This is a genomic window from Achromobacter denitrificans NBRC 15125 (assembly GCF_001571365.1).
Classification (GTDB): domain Bacteria; phylum Pseudomonadota; class Gammaproteobacteria; order Burkholderiales; family Burkholderiaceae_B; genus Achromobacter; species Achromobacter denitrificans.
In genome coordinates this window covers 140,108-164,404 of the sequence record NZ_BCTQ01000006.1, presented here as the reverse complement: position 1 = coordinate 164,404, position 24,297 = coordinate 140,108, and the positions used below count along the sequence as shown (strand labels likewise).

The 24,297-nt window shown below is 61.6% G+C and carries 20 protein-coding genes and 1 pseudogene; 17 read left to right on the top strand and 4 right to left on the bottom strand.

Going from position 1 to position 24,297, the window contains the following annotated elements:
- The first annotated feature begins 26 nt into the window (after positions 1-26).
- The 3 genes from ADE01S_RS07545 (at position 27) to ADE01S_RS07535 (ending at position 3,590) form a co-directional block, all read left to right on the top strand.
- Positions 27-1,058, top strand: a complete 1,032-nt coding sequence (locus ADE01S_RS07545; RefSeq protein WP_062681029.1) for an MraY family glycosyltransferase — start codon at positions 27-29, stop codon at positions 1,056-1,058.
- 89 nt (positions 1,059-1,147) lie between these two features.
- Positions 1,148-1,732, top strand: coding sequence for an acetyltransferase (locus tag ADE01S_RS07540; RefSeq protein ID WP_062681027.1), 585 nt, complete (start codon positions 1,148-1,150; stop codon positions 1,730-1,732).
- Between the two features lie 19 nt (positions 1,733-1,751).
- Positions 1,752-3,590, top strand: a complete 1,839-nt coding sequence (locus ADE01S_RS07535) for a polysaccharide biosynthesis protein (protein WP_062681025.1) — start codon at positions 1,752-1,754, stop codon at positions 3,588-3,590.
- Positions 3,591-3,598: 8 nt separating this feature from the next.
- On the opposite strand, the pseudogene ADE01S_RS31160 reads toward ADE01S_RS07535, so the two are convergent.
- A pseudogene (locus ADE01S_RS31160) lies at positions 3,599-4,387 on the bottom strand (IS5 family transposase).
- 135 nt (positions 4,388-4,522) lie between these two features.
- Here ADE01S_RS31160 and ADE01S_RS07525 point away from each other — a divergent pair.
- The 11 genes from ADE01S_RS07525 to ADE01S_RS07475 all read left to right on the top strand — a co-directional run bounded on the left by ADE01S_RS07525 (position 4,523) and on the right by ADE01S_RS07475 (position 18,254).
- The gene (locus tag ADE01S_RS07525) at positions 4,523-5,374 is read left to right on the top strand and encodes a class I SAM-dependent methyltransferase (RefSeq protein WP_062681023.1); all 852 of its coding nucleotides are present in this window, start codon (positions 4,523-4,525) and stop codon (positions 5,372-5,374) included.
- Between the two features lie 621 nt (positions 5,375-5,995).
- The gene (wecB, locus tag ADE01S_RS07520) at positions 5,996-7,081 is read left to right on the top strand and encodes a non-hydrolyzing UDP-N-acetylglucosamine 2-epimerase (RefSeq protein WP_062681021.1); all 1,086 of its coding nucleotides are present in this window, start codon (positions 5,996-5,998) and stop codon (positions 7,079-7,081) included.
- A complete protein-coding gene (locus ADE01S_RS07515) occupies positions 7,078-7,884 on the top strand; it encodes a glycosyltransferase (RefSeq protein ID WP_075873384.1) in 807 nt (268 codons plus the stop codon). The genes wecB and ADE01S_RS07515 overlap by 4 nt, the downstream gene beginning before the upstream one ends.
- A gap of 6 nt (positions 7,885-7,890) precedes the next feature.
- A complete protein-coding gene (asnB, locus tag ADE01S_RS07510; RefSeq protein ID WP_062681018.1) occupies positions 7,891-9,786 on the top strand; it encodes an asparagine synthase (glutamine-hydrolyzing) in 1,896 nt (631 codons plus the stop codon).
- Between the two features lie 32 nt (positions 9,787-9,818).
- The gene (locus tag ADE01S_RS07505; RefSeq protein ID WP_062681015.1) at positions 9,819-11,072 is read left to right on the top strand and encodes a polysaccharide deacetylase family protein; all 1,254 of its coding nucleotides are present in this window, start codon (positions 9,819-9,821) and stop codon (positions 11,070-11,072) included.
- A 23-nt stretch (positions 11,073-11,095) separates the two neighbouring features.
- The gene (locus ADE01S_RS31755) at positions 11,096-12,652 is read left to right on the top strand and encodes a hypothetical protein (protein ID WP_062681013.1); all 1,557 of its coding nucleotides are present in this window, start codon (positions 11,096-11,098) and stop codon (positions 12,650-12,652) included.
- Positions 12,649-13,866 (top strand): DegT/DnrJ/EryC1/StrS family aminotransferase, encoded by a 1,218-nt coding sequence (locus ADE01S_RS07495; protein WP_165695641.1) that lies wholly within the window; start codon positions 12,649-12,651, stop codon positions 13,864-13,866. Before ADE01S_RS31755 ends, ADE01S_RS07495 begins: the two co-directional genes overlap by 4 nt.
- The gene (locus ADE01S_RS07490) at positions 13,863-14,861 is read left to right on the top strand and encodes a lysylphosphatidylglycerol synthase transmembrane domain-containing protein (RefSeq protein WP_082775728.1); all 999 of its coding nucleotides are present in this window, start codon (positions 13,863-13,865) and stop codon (positions 14,859-14,861) included. Before ADE01S_RS07495 ends, ADE01S_RS07490 begins: the two co-directional genes overlap by 4 nt.
- A gap of 35 nt (positions 14,862-14,896) precedes the next feature.
- Complete coding sequence (locus ADE01S_RS07485) at positions 14,897-15,670, top strand: class I SAM-dependent methyltransferase (RefSeq protein WP_062681007.1); 774 nt, start codon at positions 14,897-14,899, stop codon at positions 15,668-15,670.
- A 2-nt stretch (positions 15,671-15,672) separates the two neighbouring features.
- The gene (locus ADE01S_RS31155; protein ID WP_131828740.1) at positions 15,673-16,311 is read left to right on the top strand and encodes a formyltransferase family protein; all 639 of its coding nucleotides are present in this window, start codon (positions 15,673-15,675) and stop codon (positions 16,309-16,311) included.
- A 47-nt stretch (positions 16,312-16,358) separates the two neighbouring features.
- Entirely contained in the window at positions 16,359-18,254 is a 1,896-nt protein-coding gene (locus tag ADE01S_RS07475; RefSeq protein ID WP_131828739.1) for a hypothetical protein, read from the top strand.
- 237 nt (positions 18,255-18,491) lie between these two features.
- On the opposite strand, the gene ADE01S_RS31495 is transcribed toward ADE01S_RS07475, so the two are convergent.
- The gene (locus ADE01S_RS31495) at positions 18,492-18,851 is read right to left on the bottom strand and encodes a hypothetical protein (protein WP_131828738.1); all 360 of its coding nucleotides are present in this window, start codon (positions 18,849-18,851) and stop codon (positions 18,492-18,494) included.
- A gap of 130 nt (positions 18,852-18,981) precedes the next feature.
- Between ADE01S_RS31495 and ADE01S_RS07470 the strand changes: the two genes are divergently transcribed.
- The 3 genes from ADE01S_RS07470 to ADE01S_RS07460 all read left to right on the top strand — a co-directional run bounded on the left by ADE01S_RS07470 (position 18,982) and on the right by ADE01S_RS07460 (position 21,892).
- Positions 18,982-19,551, top strand: coding sequence for an SRPBCC family protein (locus ADE01S_RS07470; protein WP_062681001.1), 570 nt, complete (start codon positions 18,982-18,984; stop codon positions 19,549-19,551).
- Positions 19,552-19,650: 99 nt separating this feature from the next.
- Positions 19,651-21,003 carry an MFS transporter gene (locus ADE01S_RS07465; protein ID WP_062680999.1) on the top strand — a complete coding sequence of 451 codons (1,353 nt, stop codon included), beginning with the start codon at positions 19,651-19,653 and terminating at the stop codon, positions 21,001-21,003.
- A gap of 19 nt (positions 21,004-21,022) precedes the next feature.
- Positions 21,023-21,892 carry a DMT family transporter gene (locus ADE01S_RS07460; RefSeq protein WP_062680997.1) on the top strand — a complete coding sequence of 290 codons (870 nt, stop codon included), beginning with the start codon at positions 21,023-21,025 and terminating at the stop codon, positions 21,890-21,892.
- Between the two features lie 10 nt (positions 21,893-21,902).
- Here the strand turns inward: ADE01S_RS07460 and clsB are convergent, their stop codons facing one another.
- On the bottom strand, positions 21,903-23,114 hold the full coding sequence (gene clsB / locus ADE01S_RS07455) for a cardiolipin synthase ClsB (RefSeq protein ID WP_062680995.1): 1,212 nt from the start codon (positions 23,112-23,114) through the stop codon (positions 21,903-21,905).
- Positions 23,111-23,977, bottom strand: coding sequence for an endonuclease/exonuclease/phosphatase family protein (locus ADE01S_RS07450; RefSeq protein ID WP_042795979.1), 867 nt, complete (start codon positions 23,975-23,977; stop codon positions 23,111-23,113). The genes clsB and ADE01S_RS07450 overlap by 4 nt, the downstream gene beginning before the upstream one ends.
- Positions 23,978-24,297 lie beyond the last annotated feature (320 nt).

Below are 24,297 nucleotides of genomic sequence, written 5' to 3'. Positions count from 1 at the left end.
ATTCGGCTATTTCTGCATTTAAAAAGATGGATGCCATATCGCTACCGTGGTGGTTGTTCGCAGTATTCGCAGTGCTGGCCTGGCTGTTGACCGGCGCGCTGCGTCGCTACGCGCTTACCCATAATGTCATCGACGTGCCGAACGCACGCAGCTCGCATAAAACTCCCACGCCCCGGGGCGGCGGCATTGCGTTTGTCATCAGCTTTCTGCTGGGGCTGGCAGCGCTGGCACTGACCGGCAATGTCGCACCCGTGGACGCGTTGGCACTTGGCGGTGCCGGCGCCTGGATCGCGCTCATAGGGTTTCTGGATGACCACGGCCATATCCAGGCCCGCTGGAGGTTGCTGGCCCACTTTGTCGGGGCGGCATGGGTGCTCTATTGGATTGGTGGAGTGCCCGTCGTTTCGTTCTGGGGGCTGGAGATGCAGAGCGGCTGGCTGCTGTCCGTCCTGGGAGCCTTCTATCTGGTCTGGATGCTCAACCTGTACAACTTCATGGACGGGATTGATGGCATTGCAAGCATTGAAGCCCTTTGCGTCACAGTAGGCGGCTGCGCCCTGTATGCGCTGGCCGGGCAACCGCTGGCTGGCGTACCCAGCGCGCTACTGGCAGTAACCGTGGCCGGTTTTCTAGTCTGGAACTTCCCCCCCGCGAAAATTTTCATGGGCGACGGTGGCAGCGGCTTCCTTGGCTTGACGCTAGGCGCCTTGTCCCTCCTGGCCGGATGGCATTCGCCCGCCATGTTGTGGGCCTGGCTGGTAATGCTTGGTGTATTCATCGTCGATGCCACCGTAACCCTGATACGCAGGCTTTGCCGCGGTGAAAAGGTTTATGAGGCGCATCGGACGCACGCATATCAATACGCGAGTCGAAAATATTCAAGCCACCGCCGCGTAACCCTGACGGTGCTTGCGATTAATCTGTTGTGGTTATTTCCGTGGGCCGTGGCAATATCGACCGGATATCTGGACGGCATGACTGGCCTGATTTGCGCATATGTCCCGGTAATTGCGCTATCGATATGGCTTAAGGCCGGAACTCCGGAAAGCAAGGACTGAACATTTAGTAGCCCGGCACGCGACGCATCTTGAGTAGAATCCCGTCTGCGTGCAGACACGTGCTAGATTTTGGAGTAATTGGCGTAACTATGGAATCCAAAGGCATCTTGCTCATCGTCGGCAGCGGCGGGCACGGACGTGCCGTGGCCGAGGCCGCTACGATGACGGGCGAATGGGCCGAAGTCGTCTTCGCCGACGATTCGTATCCTGCCCAGCAACAATCCGGAGATTGGCGCATTGTCGGTTCGACTCAGCAATTGCCGGAGTTGGCCCACAGCTGCCAGGCAGGGATCGTCGCCATCGGCAATCAAGCCGTACGCGAGCGCCTGACCGGGGCTCTCGCGGACCTCGGCGTTCCTCTTGCCACTATCGTCCACCCCCGAGCCTGGGTCAGCAAGCTGGCCGAGGTCGCCGGCGGCTGCGCCATCATGGCGGGCGCCATGGTCGGAGCCTGCGCCCGAGTTGGGCGCGGCGCCATTGTCAACGCCAACGCTACCGTCGATCATGACGCCATACTTGGCGACTTTGCCCATCTGGGCGTCGGCGTGCAACTTGCGGGAGGGGTTGTCGTCGAGGGCCGCGCCTGGCTGCAGGCAGGGTCCTGCGCCGGATACCGCGTCCGGGTTCCCGAGGGGGCCGTGTTACCTCCGGGCTCCCGATTGATCGCGGACTGATTACTACAGCTACTAGACAATGATCATCCCCACCCGCTTCCGAACCGCCCTGGTGTTCCTGTTTGACCTGGCGGCGATCATCATCGCCTGGCTGGGCGCGTTCCTCATCCGCCTCAATTTCGAATGGCCGACCGAATGGGAAGGCCCGATTGCGCGCGCGCTGCTCGTATTGCTGCCTGTGCAGCTCATCGCCTGCCGCTGGGCCGGCCTGTATCGCGGCATGTGGATCTTCGCCAGCCTGTCGGACCTCAAGCGTGTCCTGAACGTCGTGATCGCCTCCACCATCACGCTGCTGCTCTTCGCCTTTCTGAATCGTGGCCAACCGGCGTTGCCGCGCTCCATCCTTGTGCTGTATCCCCTTCTGCTGCTGCTCGTCATGGGCGGCGGCCGGGCCGCCTGGCGCATGTGGAAAGAACACTGGCTGTACCGTGAAGGCGTTGGCCAGGGTAAGCCTGTAGTCGTCGTCGGCGCCGGCACCGCCGGCGCGATGCTGGTCCGGGAACTGGGCAGGAGCTCTGACTGGCATGTCGTGGCGCTCGTGGACGATGACCCCGCCAAGCGCGGCCTGGAAATCTCCGGGTGCCGCGTTGCTGGCGGAACCAACCGGCTTCCCGAGATCCTGTCCGACTACGGCGCCAAGCACGTGATCCTGGCCATTCCCTCGGCCAAGGGGTCCTCCATTCGCCGCGTTTCCGACATCGCCACGCGTGCGGGCGCCTCACTATTCACCGTGCCGGGTTTGAGCGAACTGATGAGCGGGCGCGTCGCGATCAATATGATGCGCCCCGTCAAGATCGAGGATCTGCTCGGCCGCGAATCGGTCAACATCGACAACATCAATATCCACGAGATGATTGCTGGCAAGCAGGTGCTGGTTACCGGCGCCGGCGGTTCCATCGGCAGCGAATTGTGCCGCCAACTGGCGCGATTCTCGCCTGCCGCGATCATCCTCTACGAGATCAGCGAGTTTGCCCTCTACACCATTGAACAGTGGTTCAAGGACAACCAGCCGTCCGTTCGCATCGTCCCGCTGGCGGGCGATGTGAAAGACGCCACACGGGTGGAGGAGGTCTTCGCCCGCCATCGGCCGGATATCGTGTTCCACGCCGCAGCGTACAAGCACGTGCCGCTGATGGAGATCGACAATGCCTGGCAGGCTGTGCGCAACAATGTGCTTGGCACCCTGAATGTGGCGCAATGCGCGGAACGCTTCCATGCCCAGCGTTTCGTCCTCATTTCGACCGACAAGGCCGTAAACCCGACCAACGTCATGGGCGCAACGAAGCGCATGGCGGAAATGGTGTGCGAAGTACTGCACGGCCGCAACAGCAAAACCCGTTTCCAGATCGTGCGCTTCGGCAACGTGCTGGGCAGCACGGGCAGCGTCATCCCCAGGTTCCAGGCCCAGATCTCGCGCGGCGGCCCGGTATCGGTCACGCACCCCGACATCACGCGCTATTTCATGTCCATTCCGGAAGCGGCCCAGCTCGTGCTGCAGGCCGCAGCAATGGGCCGCGGCGGGGAGATCTTCGTGCTAGACATGGGTGAGCCCGTCAAGATCGCCGACCTCGCACGGAACATGATCCGCCTTTCGGGATTCACCGAAGAGGAAATCCGCATCGAGTTCACGGGCTTGCGCCCGGGTGAAAAGCTCTACGAGGAATTGCTGGCGGACTGCGAGGAAACGCTGGAAACCCCGCATCCGAAACTGCGGATCGCACGCTCGCGTCCCGTGCCGGAGGCCTTCCGCGAATCGGGCATGAGCTGGGTCGCCGGCACCGAGCCCGTCGAGGACAGCGCGGTCCGCGCCGAGTTGAAGCGCTGGGTGCCGGAGTACGAGCCGCTGAAATTGCAGTAAGAACGTGTTCACGATCTTCTGAGCAGCAGCGCCAGGAGCCAAATGGAAGAACTGCAAGCTAGTTTGAGCCATCGCTCGCAGGTCTTCCACAGGCGCCTGTTTTTCTCCAACCAGGCGAAACTGCGCTCAACTACCCAGCGTTTGGGAATCACCGCGGTTTTATGCAACCCGCTACGCTTGGCAATCTGCACCGTGCCGCTTCGCCCAGCATTTCCCGCGCCCCTTGAGCAAAAGGCTACCCCACGTAACCGCTGTCAGCCAGCACGCTTGTACTTTACCGAAGCCGCCTTTTCTACGCTGCAAGCCTGCAACGCCCCTTTGCGGTCTGTCACCTCGGCCGCCGTCACGCAATGGCATGGGGCAGCCCCTGCGTATTCACGCTGATGTGTCGTTTGATGCCTGATACCTGCTTGCCTACGTCATAGCCCTTCAAGGCCGCCGTGTCCGTATTCTTCACGTTCGGCGCCTCCACGATCAAAGGCGTCGGGCATGGCGCTGCGCCCCAGTCTTTTGCGGGCCGCGCTAACCTGATTTTTTAAACGCCCGCTTCAGTCCATTGATACCGTTCCGGCCGAGTTTGCTCCACTTTGCAAAGTACGGATGCACCGTGCGCCATTTGGGGAGGTCTCTCGGCAGCATCCGCCACTGACAACCACCGCGCAGCGGCTACAGCACTGCACAGAACACTTTGTACAAGTCATCGTGGTCGGCTTCGTGCGCTTCCTCACGCTTTGCAGCAGCGGTAGGATTTCTTCAAACGTCTCTCGACTGATGTCTCTGACGTAGGGCTTTCTCATCCTCCGATTATCCAGCTACGCGACTAGATCGTGCACACGTTCTCGGGGATTTGCCGGTGAGAGGCTGATCTGCGCAGTCCGGATCGTTATCAACTTGAAGTAAAATAGCAGCCTTTGCAATCGGAAAAACCAAAAATGACAAGAGCGGCAAAAGATGGTGTCACCGTCGACGATGTTCGAGCGTTTTGGGAACGTCATCCGCTATTCACTGGTGAGTCCTCTTTTGAGCCCGGAACGCGCGAATTTTTCGATGAGCATCGGCGCGTCTACATAGAGGACTGCCTGGCGGGCAGTGTCGACAGCCGATTTATCCCTCCCGAGGGCAACAGAGATCACGTACTGGATCTCGGTTGTGGCCCGGGCTTCTGGGTCATCGAACTGTCCAAGATCGGGAAGTTGGAGGGGCCCATTTCGGGGGCCGATCTGACGCAAGCTGCAGTAGATCTAATGAAGAAGCGCGCCGAAATCTATGGCGTACCGGTGCTAGCCAGTCAGCAAAATGCCGAGGCGCTGACCTTCGAAGACGGAATCTTCAGCCATGTGAACTGCGTGGGCGTGATCCACCATACGCCGAAGACAGAGCAGTGTGTCGCAGAAATCGCTCGAGTTCTCCGTCCAGGTGGCAGCGCGCTGATCTCGGTCTACTACAAGAACGCCATACTTCGGAACTGGGGGGCACTGTCATGGGTGGGCAAAGCCTTGGCCAAGCTCGGTGCCAAACTCGCCGGGCGTTCGCGGGACAACATCTTCCGAGAGAACAACGTCGATGAGATCGTGCGTCTGTATGACGGTGGCGATAACCCTGTGGGTAAGGCATATACCAGGGAAGAGTTCATCAGGATGTTGTCGCCTCACTTTGTTGTGAAGGAGACATTCCTAACGTTCTTTCCCGCGCGCGCACTGCCCGTGTCGATTCCTGCTTGGCTGCACAGGTGGCTTGATCGAAGGATGGGCTTCCTCATCCACGCCACGATGGTAAAAAAGTAGTCCCCGAACCCGCCCACTTCGGCGGGTTTTTCGTTTTCTGAGTCCGCCACGTGACTGCCCCTCCAAAAAAATGAGCGGGTAGAACACTTCTCAACGATCTCCGATAGATGCAGCACGAACCTTCCATCACGTTGACCCACCAGTGTCATGGGCAGTCGGGCAGCCACTCCCAACGGGGGACGCATTAGGGGCACATCTCGAACAGGAGACAAACAAACCGAGTACTGACGCAACCTAGGTGATGATGTTTCAGTTCGGCCCCGGCGCCAACGAAAATCAAAGCGTCATCTCGCTTTTCGCTATCTTCAGGTATGCGTGGATGCTTCAAATTCCACGGCATTTCGCAGAATTTCCCCAACGTTACTTGCGATATTTCCCCGCGGCTGCGTGGTCCTTGAAATCCACGCATGATAATATTTAGTACAATATTGCGCCTGCAGGCCATAGCCGCAATTGCAAAACCGTGATCGAAACTCGGCTAATAACGAGCCTAGAGCACTACCGAAACGTCAGCACAATGCGTCGCCAGCGCCCCTCACGCGATACCACCATGACACCCAGGATTTTCTTCATCAAGACGCAGCGACAGGTCATCACCACACAGATGAAAGCCTTGCAGGCATGAAGCTCGTCACCATCGTCGGCGCCCGCCCGCAGTTCGTCAAAGCCGCCGCGGTCTCGAGGGCTATCCGGTGCGACTATAAGAATGAGGTCCATGAAGTACTGGTCCATACGGGCCAGCACTACGATGACAACATGTCCACCGTGTTTTTCGATGAGTTGGACATTCCGCATCCAGACCATCACCTGGGCATCGCCGGCGGCAACCATGGCGAGATGACCGGCAAGATGCTCGGCGCGATCGAGCAGGTACTGATGGCCGAAAAGCCCGATTGGCTGCTGATCTACGGGGACACCAACTCCACCCTGGCTGGCGCTCTGGCCGCTGCCAAGCTACATATCCCCGTGGCTCACGTGGAGGCGGGACTACGCTCCTTCAACACACGCATGCCCGAAGAAATCAATCGCATCGTCGCTGACCGGGTTTCCACGCTTCGGCTCTGCCCGACCCGCACTGCCGTCGACAACCTGGCCGCTGAAGGCATCACGCACGGCGTCCACAACGTCGGCGACGTGATGTGTGATGCCTCGCTTTTCTACCGCGACCGGGCATCGCGCCAGAGCACGATCCTACAGGACCTGGGGCTGAAAAATGGCGAATACGTACTCGCCACGACCCATCGTGCGGAAAACACGGACGTCCCCGACCGTCTGCATGGCATTGTTACCGCACTCACTGGTATCGCAGCCGATGTGCCGGTTGTGCTGCCGCTACATCCACGTACGCGCAAGCTGCTGACCCACGCCGGCGTCGCCTCGATACCGGGCAACGTCAAGGTCATCGAGCCGGTGAGTTTCCTCGACATGATCCGGCTCGAGGAATCCGCCAGGGCAATCGTGACTGACTCGGGCGGCGTACAGAAGGAAGCCTATTTTTTTGGTGTACCTTGCTTGACAACCCGCGATGAGACGGAGTGGGTGGAAACCGTGTCCTCGGGCTGGAATACGCTGGTTGGCGCCGATACCGGTCGCATCCTCGATGCCTGGCGGCGCTTGGCGCCACCAGACTCGGACCGCCCGGACTTTTATGGCAATGGCCATGCCTCGGAACTGACGATTAAAACGCTGCTGGAGTATCATCAATGATTCTGGTCTTACTACCAGCCTATAACGAAGAACAATCGCTGCCCGCGCTGTTGCCCAAGCTGCATGAAACGTTGCACAACGTTGCAGGTGGCTATCGGATTGTGGTCTGCGATGATGGTAGCCGCGACCGCACGGCTGAACTACTGGAACAGTACGCTCGCAAGCTGCCGATCGAGATTCTGCGCCACACTATCAATCGCGGCCTAGGCGAGACCATTCGCGACCTGTTCGAATATGCCGCTGTGCATAGCCAGCCCGGCGACGTTATCGTACGCATGGACTGCGACGATACCCACGAACCGGACGCGATCCATCTGATGATCGAGAAACTCAAAGAGTGCGATATCGTCATTGCCTCGCGCTTCCAGCCTGGCGGCGGCCAGCATGGCCTGAATGCCTACCGCCGCGCCATCAGCCGCGCAGCAAATCTGTTCATGAAGGTCTTCTTCCCGATTCGCGGGCTGAAGGAATATTCATGCGGATTCCGCGCCTACCGCGCCGAAACCATCCAGCGCGCCATTGCCTTCTATGGCAACAACTTTATTCAACTAAAGGGCCTGGGCTTTACCTGCACACTGGAGAAACTCGTCAAACTGAAGATCATAGGCATGCGCTTTGGCGAGGTACCCTTTGAGCTACGCTACGACCAAAAGGTCAGTGCAAGCAAGATGGTAAGTTCGATCACCACGCTGGGCTACCTCGTTATGACCTTGATGTATTACTGGCCTTGGGGCGGCTGGCGCGTCAGCTACCGCCGGATACTGCGCTCCGCGGAGCGCGCGCAAGTCCAATCGGGAGCATAAGCCGACATGTGCGGAATCGGAGGAATTCTGGGGACGGGCGCCGACCGGGAATCAAGCCGCGCGCTAGTCGAAGCCATGATGTCCCGGATTGCTCATCGCGGTCCGGATGCGTCGGGCTTTGCGCATGGACCACGTTTCGCGCTCGGGCATAGGCGGCTTTCCATTATCGATATCGAGCACGGGCAGCAGCCGATGTACTCGAGGGATGGCCGTTACGTTCTCGTGTACAACGGGGAACTGTACAACTTCATCGAACTACGCCAGTACCTGATCCAGAAGTACGGTACGCGCTTCACAACGTTCTCCGATACCGAGACGCTGCTACAGCTGCTGATCGCCGAAGGTACTGCCGCACTGCAGCGCCTGAACGGCATGTTCGCGTTCGCCTTCGTCGACACACAGACCTGCGACTGGATTCTCGCGCGAGACCAGTTCGGCATCAAGCCGCTGTACTGGACGTCAATTGGCGGACAAATCAAGTTCGCCTCCGAGATCAAAGCCCTGCTCTGCGACCCGGCCTTGAAGGCGAACGCCGATTGGGCCGGCGTCGAGCAATACTTGACCTTCCAATTCTGCCTGGGCGAACAGACCATGTTCGATCGTGTGCGGCGAATCGAGCCTGGTTGCGCGATCCTGGGCAACGGTGGTGAGATCCGGCAGGTCCTGCGTTACTGGGACACCAATTACGAGATCGATGAGTCCCAAAACGAAGATTACTTTGTAGACCGCCTGCGCGTGCTGCTGGACGATGCCGTGCATCTACAGACGCGCAGCGACGTCCCGGTGGGCGCCTACCTGTCCGGTGGGCTCGACTCAAGCCTGGTGGCCACACTGGCAGCCAACCACGTCAATGGTCCAATGCGCCTGTTTCACGGCCACTTCCTTGAAGGCCCCCAGTACGACGAGTTGCCCCACGCCCGTAGCGTTGCCAATGCGATCTCCGGCAGCGAACTACACATCACCGCGCCGACTGCCTGGGACTTCGTGGAGGACATGCCGCGCCTGATCCACTCCATGGACGAACCGGTGGCTGGACCGGGGCTGTTTCCACAGTTCCGCGTCAGCGCGCTGGCGTCGCAACATGTCAAAGTTGTATTAGGTGGCCAAGGCGGCGATGAGATCTTTGGTGGTTACGCGCGTTATCTGGTGGGCTACCTGGAGCAGGCCCTGAAAGGTGCGATTTTCGAATCGCAGGAAGAAGGCAAGCATCTGGTGACGCTGGCCTCGATTATCCCGAACCTGCCGCTGTTACGCGACTACAGCCCTCTTATCCAGACCTTCTGGCGCGACGGGCTCTTCGAGCCAATGGACCGGCGCTACTTCCGCCTGATTGATCGCAGCCCCGATCTCGAGAACGTGCTGAGCGACGATGCGCTAGCCCGCTACAACGGCGATCGCATTTTTGCCGAGTTCCAGACGATCTTCAATCACCCAGACACGCGCTCGCTGTTCAACAAAATGACGCACTTCGACCTGAAGTCGTTCCTGCCCGCGCTGTTGCAGGTGGAAGACCGGGTCAGCATGGCAGTTTCGCTGGAATCCCGCGTGCCGCTGCTCGACACCCGCATCGTCGATCTTGTCACGAGCATGCCCCCGCCTCTCAAGTTTAGCGGCGGCCGGGCCAAGCACATCTTCAAACGCGCGGTGGGCTCTGTTGTGCCCAAACCAATTATGGCGCGCAAGGACAAGATGGGCTTTCCTGTGCCGCTGGCCGAATGGTTGCGCGGCGGCCCGGTACGAGACTTCGTGGGCGATATCCTGCTTGGCCAGCGTTCGCGCGAGCGAGGCCTGTTTCGCCCAGCGGCGCTGCAACGGCTCATCAGCGCGGAAGGCCGTTACGGACGGCAACTCTGGGGGGCGCTGTGCCTGGAACTCTGGCACCAGACCTTCATCGACCAGTGACAGAACACTCTGGCCGATCTATGCGTGCCGTCATGGCGAGCACACTGGACCGGTATTGGCCACAACGTGCGGATGCAGTACTCGCCCTGCCCGTGCCCAGCATCGCATCGACCGCGGTCGCGCAAATGCTGCCGCCATCCATGACGCTTGTGCGACTGCCCGAATGGGCTGACGACTTGGCTGCAGACGGCGGTCTGCTGGTGCCCAATTGCTTTACGGCCGCCAGCGGCTGGCAGCATGTGGATTGGTGGAGCGCAGCACATTGGTACTTGCATGGCACCGCCGAGCGCGCGCATGAACTCCGGCACGGCCCGATCCATTCGTACTCTTTGCGACTCCAGGGCTGGGATAGCCGTATCTGGGACCGTGCATGGGTAAACCGAATCGCGTTGCTATTACGTAGATGGGCCGCCCGCCAGGCGGGACAACCAGAATCCGCGCTGTTCGGCCCGCTCCCCTCCCCCGAGATCGTCATCACACATGACATCGACGCGGTGGCAAAGACCTGGCCGATCCGCCTCAAACAGAGCGCCTTCCATTGCTTCAATGCCCTGCGCTGCGTACTGCGCGGCCAACTGTCCATCGCGGTTGACCGGATCATGAAGGCCGCCCGTATGCTGCTAGTGCCAGGGCATGACTGGCAGGTTGAAACCACCATTGCCCTGGAGCGCGAAGCCGGCGTCCGCAGCCAATTGAACCTGTTCGCCGGCAAGCGCATGCCGACGCTGCCGCGGCAATGGCTTCTTGACCCATCGTACGACGTGAGCAACCCCGCATTGGCGTGTTATTTCCAATCGCTTGCCGCCGAGGGTTGGCAACTTGGCTTGCATCAGTCATTCGATGCCTGGCAGGAAGCCTCCCGCATGCGTGCCGAACGTGAACGATTGGAGACTGCCTGCGGTACGCCGGTGCGGAGCTGCCGCCAGCACTGGCTTCGTTTCAGTTGGCAGCACACCTGGACGGCCCAGCACGCTGCGGGCTTCACGCTCGATACGACGTTGGGTTTCAACGACCGCCCCGGGTTTCGCAACGGCGCGGCACTGAAGTTCGCACCACTAGGTGACGAGGCGGAATACGCGGCATTGCCGCTCGTCCTGATGGATTCCCACCTGTACGACTACGCCGTGCTCGATGACAGCACCCGTGAGCGTGCGATATACCACTGGATAAACGAAGTGCGCCAGGTGAGCGGCCAATGCACCGTGCTTTGGCACCCTCACACCCTATCGCGCGACTACGGTTGGACCGAAGGCTTTCGCACGCTCCTGGCCGCCATCACGCGGTGACGCGCGCGCATGCGAATCAAACAATGAAGCGAGACAACGCATACCTGACCGAAATCGAGATCGTGCTGCCACGCCTGCTGGCGTTGTACGATCGAGACCCTACCAGCGCGACGTGGGGCGTTGGCGACCGTTTCTACTGGGCCTGGAAACTGATCGATTTCGGCAACGGCACATTCCAGGGTGCAGCCCATGGGCTGGCCCGGCTGCTGGCCGCGGGGCTGCTGCCGGGCTGGATCACAGAGCAGGCCGTGCTGCGCCGCATCGACGCAATGTTCGCGGGAGCGCAGGCGCTGACGCGCCCCAATGGCAGTCTCGAGGAAGCCTTCCCCTACGAGTCATCGTTCTGCGTCACGGCATTGGTCGCCTACGACTTGCTGTCCGCGATCGACCTCCTGGGCGACCGGCTGACTCCGGCCGACCGTGAAAGATATATCGGCATTATCAGGCCGATGCGCAGATTTCTTGGATATGCGGACGAGACGCACGGACTGATCTCCAATCACCTTGCGACTGGAGTTGCCGCGCTGCTCAAATGGAACGTCGTCACCGGCCAGACTGACGACACGCGCGCGCGGCATCTGTTGGACCGTATTCTGCAGGCCGCCTCGGCCGAAGGCTGGTTCCGCGAATACCAGGGCGCCGATCCAGGCTACCAGTCGCTGTGCACCTACTATCTGGCCGACGTGGCACGCATGCGGCCGGACTGGAGCCTGCACGACACACTCGCCGCAAGTATTCGCTTCCTTTGGCACTTCGCGCATCCGGACGGCAGTTTCGGCGGCTACTATGGCAGCCGCAATACGCGCTTCTTCTATCCCGCCGGAGTCGAAGCGCTGGCCGCCGACGTGCCCGAGGCGGCGGCGCTGGCCCACGCGATGCGCGAATCGATCGCACAACGCCAGACGGTCACGCTCTCCACGATGGACGAGCCCAACCTGATACCTATGTTCAACGCCTATTGCTGGGCGGCGGCCGAGATGGCGGCGCGCGGGGTCTCGGCGCTCCCCCCGGTACTGCCGGCACGTACCGGCGTAAAGCAACGCATCCGCTTCGAGCAGGCCGGCCTGCTGGTAGACGCCGGCCCGTCGCACTACACGATCGTATCTCTGCACAAGGGCGGGGCGTGCTATCACTTCGTGAATGGACGCCGCGCGCGCATTGATGCGGGAGTGCTCGCACGTGCGCGCAATGGCAAATGGTACTCGTCACAGTCTTATCAGTTGGCGCCCGATTGCTCGGTCGATGGCGACCGCGTCACCGTTACGGCACCCATGGTGCGCGTCAACCGGCAATTGCCGGGGCCGCTCCAGTTCGCGGTACTGCGCGTGCTGACACTGACCCTCATGCGCAGCCTCGTGCTGGGCAACCTGATCAAGCAGATGCTAGTGAAGATGCTGATTACCGGCGCACGCCCCTCAGGTGCGTCGAACCGGCGAACGATCGTATTGGGGCCGGATATGACCATCAGCGATGCGCTGGAGGGAGATCGTCGGGGGCTCGAGCGCGTCGACCAGCCGGAATTCTCGGCCATCCACATGGCGAGCCAGGGCTATTGGCAACTTTCGGACGAACAAGAATGATCCCGCGCCTGCGACCTCAACTTGGCGCATCGGAATGGATGGCGGCGCTGCGGCCGCGCGGCCCGGACGATGTCGCGCAATTCGAAGCCGCTTTTGCCGCAGAGATGGGGCAGCGTCATGCAATCGCCTTTCCCTATGGCCGGACCGGCCTTGTGCTGTTGCTCGAAGCAATGGGTCTATCAGGCCGCGAAATCATCTGCCCGGCATACACATGCGTAGTCGTCCCGCACGCCGTCGTCACTGCGGGCGCCACCCCTGTCTTCTTGGACAGCGGCGCGAATGACTTCAATATGGATCTGGATCTCGTGCCCGAGGCGATTTCGCCCGTCGCCGGCGCGATCATCGCCACATCCATCTTCGGCTATCCGGTAGATCTCGACCGGCTGGCGGAACTGCGCGAGCGGTATCCGCACATGCGCGTGATCCAGGATTGCGCCCACAGTTTCTCGGCAGAATCGGCGGGTCGGCCGGTGCAACGCTACGGCGACGCCGCGATCTTCGGGCTCAATGCCAGCAAGCTGATGACGTCGATCTTCGGCGGCATGGTCACGACGGACGACGACGCCCTGGCCGCCCGGTTGCGCGCATTGAGGCAACAACGGCTAGCGCCAGCTTCCACCGCCAAGGCCATCCGGCGTACGCTGTACCTGCTGGCGCTATATCCGGCGCTTTCGGGTCCAATTTACGGATTGGTCAACCGGCTGGAGCGCTCGGGTGTGCTGGACCGTTTTGTCCGCTACTACGACGAGTCGATTATCGATATGCCCAGCGACTACCTCGAGGCCATGACCTCGGTGGAAGCCCGTGTCGGCGTGGCGCAATTGCGCCGCTTTTCCGACATTCTGGCGCGCCGTCGCCACAATGCCGCATACTACTTCGACCACCTGCCTGAACGACAGGGTATCGTGTTGCCGCCGCGTGTGGAAGGCGCCACCTACTCACACTATGTACTGCAGGTGCAAGACCGCGAAGACCTCATGGCGAGGGGGCTACCCCTGGGGGTCCAGTTCGGGCAACTGATCGAATACAATATCCCGCGCATGACCACCTATCGAAGCAGCCGCTACGTCGATCGCGGCCACGCGGATCGCTATGCGCGTACCGCTTTCAACCTGCCGGTACATTGCGCCAGCGACGGCGAACTGGAACACGTGGTAAGTACGTTTACCGAACTGACCGCCGCGCGTGCCGGCAACGGCCGGAGGAATTCATGACGATGTCGCTGGCAAACAGGATTCACGACCGACTGCGGCAAGTCAGGCTTTCCACATTCATCAAGTTCGCCGTGCTGGCATGTCTCGGCTACCTGGCATACCGCCATGGCAATTTCGACGAGCTCATGCAGGGCTTTGACAGGCGGCTGCTGATAGCCGTGCTGGCGGTGCAGCCAATCGTGTTCGTCACACTAATCGTACTGGGCGCGCGCCATGCGGCATTGATCCCGCCCCCCCGCGTGCCGCTGATACGGGCGACCAAGGCCATGGCTCTTTCACAAGGGCTGAACCTGTTGATACCGGGACGTCTGTCAGAGCTGATCAAGGGCACTTATCTGCGGGACAACTGTGGCGTGCCGCTGAGCGTGGGCATGGCCGCCGTACTGTTGGAGCGGACGGTCGATATGCTGATCATCGCCGTACTGGGATACGTTGGCCTCGCGCTGTACTTCAGCGCACTCGATACAAGGGTGGTAGTCGCGTTCAGCCTCGCACCTGTCATCGTCATCCTGGTTGCCCTACGCGGCAAGTCTCTGGTTCTAGGCATACTGCGCAGATTGCCCTGGAAGGCTCTGGGCGGTTTCATGGAGCGCGTGTACCTGCAGTTCGCGGACACAGTAGGAACGGCGGCTTTCGCACGGTCGTTATTCTATGGCGTCGTCGCCTGGGGCCTGTCGTACTTGAACATCTACATGGTCCTGAGCCTGTCGGTCGACATGCCAATGTCATTGGGCAGAGCCCTGTTCATTTTTATGTTCACGACACTCGCCGCGGCCATCCCGGCCCTGCCCGGCAGTATAGGCACCTATGAGGCCGCCGCCATTGTCGGACTCAAGACACTAGGCTATTCGGTCTCTGAAGCCCTTCCGATCGCGATTGGCATGCATGTTGCGCAGTTGGTACTCCCGCTGCTGCTGGCGCTACTGATCATGCTGGCTGAACGGCTTGGCATATCCTCGCTGATCGCCGAACTGCGTTCGGCAACGCGACGCTGACCCCCAAACACCACCAAATTCCCGCTGACAACCTCATGACCTATCGCGCATTCGGATACCGCCTGCCCGAATTCCTCTCGGCGCCGCTCTTCGGCGACCGGCGCCGCTTCGGCCTTGTGCCGCAGACCGACGATCCGTGCTGGCAGGAGTGGCTCGACGTCTACCTGCGCTTTTATGACTCCAACCAGCAGCAGTCCGCGGGTGCCGTAGTCAATGGCGCGGGATATCGTGTCATGCAGCAACTAGACATGACCGGCAAGACGGTCCTTGAAATCGGACCAGGCGATATTCATCATCTGCCGTGGTGGCGCGGCCGCCCAGACTGTTTCTACATCGGCGACATCCAGCAACCGATGCTTGACCGCTCCGCTGCGCGCCTGGCCAAGCTCGACATTCCGCACCAATCCGTTTTGCTGGAGCGGCGTGCCGACGGCAAGCTGCCGTTTACCGATGCCCAGTTCGACGCCGTCGTATCGTTCTACTCGCTTGAACATCTGTACCCGCTCGAGCGCTATCTCGAAGAAATGATGCGCGTGCTGCGTCCGGGTGGTGTATTGATCGGCGCCATTCCTGCCGAGGGAGGACTGGCTTGGGGACTGGGCCGCTACCTGACAAGCCGCCGATGGCTCAAGCGCAACACGAACATCAACCCCGACAAGATCATTTGCTGGGAGCACCCGAATTTCGCGGACGAAATCCTGAACACTCTCGACCGTCATTTGACGCGGCGCAGCGTGCGTTTCTGGCCGTTGGGCGTGGCGAGTATTGATCTGAACCTGGTCATCAAGTTCGTCTACGAAAAGCGATAGCCTTGAAACCCTCCGCACCTTTCACTCAAAGCCCAGTTCGTACGCTCTTGCTTGTCAGCAATGATCGGCTGGGACGCAGGCTCGTGTCGGAGCTCGGTGAGCAGCCTGCGCTGCTACGCTGCTTCGATCAGTCCTCCAGTTGGTGCCGCGTCCTGAAACTGCTTCGCCGTGGTTCACTGAGCCCTTCCCTCGTGCTCAAGATGCAATTGGCCGAATGGAATCGGCCCAACTACCCGGCTCCGGAGATTGGGGCGATTCACAATAATGCGGAACTCGTTTCGCTTATCCGCAAGCATGATATTCAACGTGTATATCTTTTCCGTGCCGGCCTGATCGTAGGCCGCGCGGTACTCGACACCGGCGCGGAAATTCTCAATACCCACTGCGCGGCGTTGCCCGACTATGGTGGGCTGGGCTCGATAGCCCGCGCACTCGCTGCGGGAGACTTGGCGCAATGCGCCACGCTGCATCGCGTCACGGAATCTATCGATAGCGGCGAAGTCCTTGCCACCGAACCATACGTAATGGATGCAGGCCTGTCCTATGCAGCCAACGAGGCACGGGCTTATGACGCAGGACTGCGCCTCCTGCTTCGTGAACTCACCACCGACATAAGTGGTTTTCCGAAAGGACACCAGTGAATTGTTCATATCGACCCACACGTGCAGAGCTTGTAATCGGCAGCGTATTGGTACTCGGCGTCTGTATCTTTGCCTGGCTGCTTCGCCGTCCTGATTTAGGCCCGCTAGCAGCAATCTCCGGATGGTCGCCGCTCGATTGGGTTACACACCGGGAACACCCAACGTGGTTTGCTTCCGATTTTCCCAACGGAATACAGGCATACAGCAAGTCGTTGGCCATGTTTGTCTATCCGCTGGCCAATCACGTAGGCATCGCGCCCGACACACTGGTACCTTGGTTCATCCTGATCGAATACCTGTTCCTCTCCGGCTCCGTTATCTGGCTGAGCCGTACATTGGCGCCTGGGGCGGCATGGATGACCGCTCCGCTTACCGCGGTTATCGTTGTGAGCAGTTTCGCTCGCGAGATGGACTTGTCCTTCTTCGCCAGTACATTCTTCCTCGGCCTGTTCTACAACATTGCGGACGGTCTCCGACTCCTGGCGATCGCGCAGTATCTTCGTGGCCGTGTAATAAGCGCCTCTCTGCTGCTCGCGGCAGGCTTCACGGTACACCCGCTGATGACAGCCTTTGGCGGGATCTTCATCCTTGGCTACTGGCTCGTGGAAAGGAACATCCCGATCCGCAGAATCGTGGCGGGGATAACTGCGTTCCTTGTGATTGCGGTGCTTTGGTGGAGCGTAGCCTATCGTGGGGCGGAAATTGCTGGCGGCGCCATCGATCCGAAAATCTGGATCGAACTAGCCCAGACGTTCAGCTTCCACTTCTACGGCATAGATAACGGGCTGTTAGGGCGCTATTACGATGAACGCGTTCCACCGTTACTCTCGCTTGCCGTGCTCGCCGTGTTCTATCTGCCTCGCGCTAGCAGTACGCCGCGGCGCTGCAATGCGATCCTGTGCGGATTCCTCTTGCTCGCCATCACTGCGGTCGCGGGGTTGTTAATTTCCTCGCAGCACGTAATATCGCCGCTGCTGGTCAAGCTTCAATTGCCTCGCGCGAGCGCCGTCTTTATCACGATCTGCCTCATCATCGCGGTGGCGGGGCTATACCAGGATCTTCTCAAGGGCTCGATCGCCACGCGTGCACTTGCCGCCACGCTGCTGTTGGCGCCGTTCTTTGCCCGGCCTGGCTTTGCCATGCTGCTCGTGGCTCTGCTGGTGCTTCCTCGCCTGCATCAGTCCGCGCCCGGACAGTCCCGGGCCTGGCAAGCGGCGATGCTGCTCTTGTGCATTGGCGCGGCAATCGCCGCCTACCACTATCAGTCATTCGCCTTGCCGTATGCGGCTCAGCAGATGCCAATGGCGGGAACCCAGTCGATGTGGCAAATTGCTGCGGCAGGCGCCATCCTCGCCACGGCCTGCTGGTTGCTGCGACGCACCCTTCCCATGGACCATATCGAGCCTGCCCTCATCGGCGTGATCGTGGCTTGCGCCGCGGGATACGGTGCTGTGCATTGGCAATTGGCCCAACGTCCCGACCGCGCCTACGTCGAGCAGGGCCGGGAGTTCATGGCAGCCCAGCGTTGGGCGCAGGCTCATACCGCAACCGACTCACTGTTCATGGTCGACCCTACCATCTACTATGGCTGGCGCGACTATTCCGAGCGTAGTTCCTTCGGCAACTTGCGGGAATGGTTACACACCGGCTGGCTCTACGACTCCAGCAAAAAGGTGTACGACGAAGGCATGAGACGCTTCGCGGAGTTCGGTGAACCGCTAGCTCCATATCTTGGCCATACTCCGCCGATGGACGGCTTCTATCAGCTTAATACGGCTATCGAAAAGCGATTCTACGAAGCTCCGCCATCGTGGTTCGTGGATCTCGGCAAGCGCTACGGCATCGACTATGTGGTCTTAATGCGCAAGAAACTCAAGCAAGACTATCCGTTTGAGAAGGTCTTCGAAAACACGGGGTTTGTAATCTACAGAGTTCCGCGATGAAGTAGCAAAATCAGCGCCACGGCGCCTCAAGCCCTCACATCCAGCAACCTACGGGTCTCGTTGTACTGAACCGGTTGCCATGATCAGCCAGCCCGATACGCTCATCCGGCTTATCTTCTTATCGGCCAAAATCAAGCCAATGCCGGTGAGCAGCAGCGCTTGCAACGCAAGAGTGTTGTGGCTTGGTATTACCAGCGAGACGTCGAAAATAGCGAAGGCGCTGGCAGCCAGACGCGGCTACAGGGAGGGCAACGCGATTTCCCCTGGCCGCGGCGAAAACGATTTGAACAAGATATATGCCAGGCTCCTGGCAAGAACAAGCGTAATCAGTATGTTGCTTGCCGGAGAGTGGCGATGTCGCCGCCAAGCAACACATACAGGGGATGGTAAATAAAGCCGAATTGCGTCGTCGAGAAATCGCAAATGAAAGGATTCGACGCCCAGGTCAGAGAACCTTTCATCGGGAAAATCGACGCCGTAAGCGCTGTATTTGAGCGTCCAAGCCAGCACCAAGAGCGTTTCCGCCGCGGAAAGCACAGTCAGTGCGTTGCGCGAAACTGCAGCGGTGGCACTTGATTTGGTTTTATTCGGAGCCATGTAGCGCTGCTCGGTCAGCGACTTGACTTCTAGAAGTAGCGGAAATAGGACCGGCCGTCCTCAGTCTCTTGGCGTTTCGTTGCTTTGAGTCCACAATGAACTGTCAGCGACGCGACATGAGGAGACTGCCATGCGCATTGTAGATGCTCAGTGGATTCCTTCAACTCAGCACCAGACCTGGGGTGCCCTGACCGACCCGGACGTCCTGCAGCGGTGCATCCCTAATTGTGTAGAAGTCATCCAGCGCACCCCGGCCGAGTACACCGTCACGCTGCGAGCCAAGATCGCAGGCCTGGACACCGACTACGACGGCGAGATCCTGATGTCCGACGTGGACCCCCACAATAGCTGCACTCTGGTCTTCGAGGGTAAGGGGCGCGCTGCGGGCCTCGTCATCGGCACCGCGCAGATCAACCTCAGCGCGAAAGACGACGGCACGCGCGTGGCCTATACCGTCGCCTGCATGGCGGGCGGCAAGCTGGCCGAATGCGGCGAAAGCCTGCTGCTGAAGACGGGCGACAAGATCATCCAGAAATTCTTCGCGTCCTTCATCGACCATATGGCGGGCCAGCCCCGCCTCGCGCCGCCGCCCCCGCCACCCGAGCCCGAACCGCGCGGGCTGTCCAATTCGCGCTGGTCCTGGATCATGGTGGTGCTGGTCATCGCGGTATTCTGGGGCTACCACACGTTCTACAAGTGAAAACCCTGATGCGCCGGTGATATGCTTTGCGGCATGACGATGCCGCCCGACGCACCCCCACCCCCTTCTCCCCCCGCCCATTCGCGACGCGACCTCCTGATGGGGATGGCGGGGGTGTCCGCCACCGTCGTCCTGGCCGCGCTGGACTCCACCATCATCAGCACCACCCTGCCGCGGGTGGCCGAGGCCCTCGACGGCATGGCGCTGTACGCCTGGGTCGGCACGGGCTACCTCCTCGCCACGGCCGCCTCCATCCTGGTCTTCGGACGGCTGGGAGACATGTTCGGCCGCAAGCCCCTGATGCTGCTGTCGGTGCTGATCATCGCGCTGGGCTCCATCGCCTGCGGCCTGTCGCAGACGATGACCCAGTTGATCGTCTTCCGATCGCTGCAGGGCATCGGCGGCGGCATGATGATCGCGACGGCCTTCGCCGCGCCGGCCGACCTGTTCCCCGACGCGAAGCAGCGGGTGCGCTGGATGGCGCTGGTGTCGGCCGCCTTCGCCATGGCCAGCGGCATCGGCCCGGTCCTGGGCGGCGCCGCCACACAGGCGCTCGGCTGGCGCGCGGCCTTCTTCATCGCGCCGATCGCGGCCGCGGGCGCCTTCTTCCTGCTGGCGCGCTACTTTCCCCGCATCCGGCCCGTGCACGACGGCAGCCGCAAGATCGACTGGCTGGGCGCGATCCTGCTCGTCATCGCCGTCGGCGCGCCGTTGGCCGCGCTGGAATTGGCTTTCGCCGGCGGCGCCCACGCCCAGCCGCTGCTGGGCGCGCTGCTGGCCGTGATGGGCGTGGGCGCCATGGCCGCCCTGATTCCCATCGAGCGCCGGGTGTGTTCTCCCATCTTTCCACTGCGCGTCCTGGCCGCCCGCGAATCGCGCCTGCTGAACGCGGCGGCGATGATGGTGGGCGCGGTCATGTTCGTGCTGATCTTCTACAGCCCCCTGCTGCTGCAGCAGGTGTTGAACTACACGCCCAGCGAGGCGGGGCTGCTGCTGACGCCGCTGGTCGCCGCGATTTCGGTGGGTAGCATCATCAACGGCCGCCTGTTCCCCAAACAGTCCGAGCCGCAGCGCCTGATGGTGTTCGGCGGCGGCCTGCTGGCCGCCGGATCGCTGATGGTGCTGCTGATCTCGCCGGGCACCTCGGCCTGGTGGATCCTGGCGGCGTTCTTCGTCAACGGCTGCGCGCTGGGCTTCCTGCTGCCCAACCTGACCCTTTTCATGCAGATGCTGAGCGAACGGCGCGACGTGGGCGTGGCCTCGGCGCTGGTGCAGACCACGCGCGCCATCGGCAGCGCGCTGGGCACCGCGGTGGTCGGCATCATTATTTCGCATAGCACGGTACTAAACGGAGTGCGCGCCGGATTGATCCTGTGTATCGTCCTTTCCCTGACCTGTGCCCTGCTGGCGCACCGGGTCAAGATGAAGAACCTCGTCACCAGCCGGAAATGAGGCACGCCCGGGACTGAACATGCGTCAACGCAATCTGCTGGATCTGCTGCTCCTGGCCGCCGTCTGGGGCGGCTCCTTCCTTTTCATGCGCCTGGCGGTCCCGGAATTCGGGCCGATTGCGCTGATCGAGCTGCGCGTAGGGCTGGCCGCGCTGGTCCTGCTGCCGTTCGCGTTGTGGCGCAACAAGCTGCCCATCATCGCCCGGCACTGGAAAGCCTTGCTGATGGTGGGCGTGCTGAACGCCGCCGTACCATTCCTGTTGTTTGCCTATGCCGCCCAATCCCTGGGCGCCGGCTTCCTGTCGGTGGCCAATGCCGTGACGCCCGTCTGGGGAGCGGTCATCGGCTGGCTGTGGCTCAAGGACAGGCTCGCCTGGACGCGTTCGTTGGGGCTGATGATAGGCGTCATCGGCATCGTCGTGCTGGTATGGGACAAGCTGAACTTCAGCGATGGCGGCACCGGACCGGCGGTCCTGGCGGCAGTGTCCGCGCCGGTGTTCTACGGTATTGCCGCCAACTGGACCAAGCGCTTCCTGAGCGGCGTGGACGCCCTGGCCAACGCCACCGGCAGCATGATAGGCGCGACCCTGGTGCTGCTGCCCCTGGCGGTCAGCCACTGGCCCGAAGCCCCCGCCTCCGCGCAAGCGTGGATCGCCACCATCCTGCTGGCCGTGGCGTGCACCGGCGCGGCTTACATCATCTTCTTCCGCCTGATCGCAAATGTCGGCCCCACCGGCGCCGTCAGCGTCACCTTCCTCGTGCCGATATTCGGCGTGCTGTGGGGTTCATGGTTCCTGGACGAGAGCATCACGCCGTCGATCGCGGCGGGCGCCGCCATCATCCTGGTCGGCACCGCGCTGGCGCTGGGTTTGCTGAAGCGGCGCGCCTGAGCGCCAACCCTCAGTACTTGTCCGAGGTCCCCGTCAACGCGACCCCGATGCGCAGCAGCGTGTAGGAAGCCGCATCGACCCAGCGCCGCAGCCATCCCCGCCGCTGGTATTCCAGGGGCCGTATGAAGCGCCCTCCCTCCCGGATGGCCGCCTCCAGCCGTTCCTGCAGGTCCCAGGAAAACGGCTGATTGTCCACGACCACGTTGGCCTCGCGCGCCAGCAGCAGGCTGAAGGGATCGAGGTTGGACGAGCCCACGGTCGCCACGTTGTCGATCACGGCCACCTTCGCATGCAGGTAGCTCGGCATGTACTCGTAGATTTCGATGCCGTCGCGCAACAGCTGGTCGTACAGCGAGCGCGTGGCATGGTACTGCATGCGGTACTCCACCTTGCCCTGCAACAGCAGGCGCACGCGCACGCCGCGCGCGGCGGCCTTGGCGAGCGCGCGGCGAAATTGCCGGCCGGGGAAGAAATACGCGTTGGCGATCAGGATGTCGCGGCGAGCATGCGCGATGCCGTAGAGATAGGCGCGCTCGAAGGTCTGGCGGAAACGCAGGTTGTCGCGCAGCACCAGCGCTGCGCGCAACTCGCCGCAAGGCGCTACGGACGCGTGCCGCGGCTTCAGCAGGCGCATGCGGTTCCAATCGCGCGGATGGCGGCGCAGACGCGCCCAGTTCAGCCGCACCCACAGCAGTTCCTGGGCATAGGCGGCTTCGGTGACCAGCGGTCCCTGCACCTGCACCGCGAAATCGAAGCGCGGCCCGGTAATGCCGTCCGTGGGATCGCGGTCATCGTAGTCGTCGATGATGTTGATGCCGCCGATGAAGGCGATGCGCCCGTCCACCACCGTGACCTTGCGATGCAGGCGCCTCAGCCTGCTGCGCGACGGGATATAGCGCGCGAACCAGCGCGGCTCAGGACGAAATATGCGGCACTGCGCGCCGGCGTTGGTCAGCCGCGTGCGCAAGGGCTCGACGAACCCGGCGCTGCCAAAGCCATCCAGCACGACGCGCACCTTGACCCCGCGTCGCGCCGCCGCCTCCAGGCTATCCAATACCAGGGAGCCGGTACGATCCGGAGTGAAGATATAGGTTTCCAGGTGCACGCTGAACCGGGCGGCGTCGATGGCCGCGAGCAGCGCGGGAAAGAAGTCGGAGCCGTTCTGGAGCAACTGGACGTCGTTGCCCATCGTCCAGTCCAGCTTGGACTGCTCGGCCCTCACGGCAGTTCCAGCTCGGCCAGCAAGGGAGAATGATCGGAAAGCCTGGCCCATTCGCGGCCGCGCAGCACGCGGGCACTGCGCACGGCAAAGCCGCGCTGGTAGATGCGGTCCAGGCGGAACCACGGGAACACCGCGGGGAACGTGCGCGGCGGCGGCAGCAACAGGCGCGAGTTGCCGTCCATGCCGAGCTGGTTGGTGCGCTCCATGATGGACACGCCGCTGTTGGGCAGTCCGCGCAGCGCGTTGCTCAGCCGCTTCACGGAGTCGCGCAGGCGCGGCAGTTCGCCGCCATGGCTGCGCGGGGCATGCGAGAACACCTCGTACAAGCCCAGCTGCTGCACGAACAGAGGCGCCAGGCGGTCGCCCCAGTCATTGAAATCGCCCGCGATCAAAATGGGCTCGCCGTCCGGCACCATGCGCCGGATGCGCTCGGTCAGCGCCAGGATCTGGCGGCTGCGGCTGGTGGCGAACAATCCCAGATGCACGACGAAGCAATGCACCGCGCGCCCGTCGAGCTCGATCCGGGCATGCAGCAGCCCGCGCTGCTCAAGCCGGTGATCGGAAATATCCTGGTTCTCGTGGTCGAGAATGGGAAAGCGCGATAACAGCGCGTTGCCGTGGTCCGTCTCGTGACGGACGGCGTTGCGGCCATAGGCGACGTCCAGCCGCAACGCGGCGGCTAGGGATTCGTGCTGGGCGTCGAGCAGCGATTTCTGCTCGTTGCGGCCTTGCACCTCCTGCAGGAAGACCAGGTCGGGGCGCAGGCCGTAAAGGCCCAGGCGCAATTCATTCAGCGAGTCGCGCCGGCCCAATGCCGAGCGGCCCTTGTGGATGTTGTAGCTGACGACGCGGATGAGCGACATAGAGGAAATGGCGCCTTTCAAAACTGGGGAACCGCCAACCGAGCCAAAAAGAAGCCCGGCCAGACACCGCCAAACCCGACGGCGATTGCCAGATTACTCCAATTCAGAAGACCGTTCCCACCTCCGCGGCACGTACCCTGCCCCCAAACAGCCAGGCGTTCCAATGCCCATTAGAGCAATATGCACAGCAGCCAGACCAAGCCCCAGCGGTGCCCCGGCCTGGCAACTGCGCGCCCCACTGCCCACTAGAGCGACACGCACCGCAAGCAACCACCGCCCCCAAGCGAGGCCGCACGGATCCGGCTCCGCCGGTCCGTAGC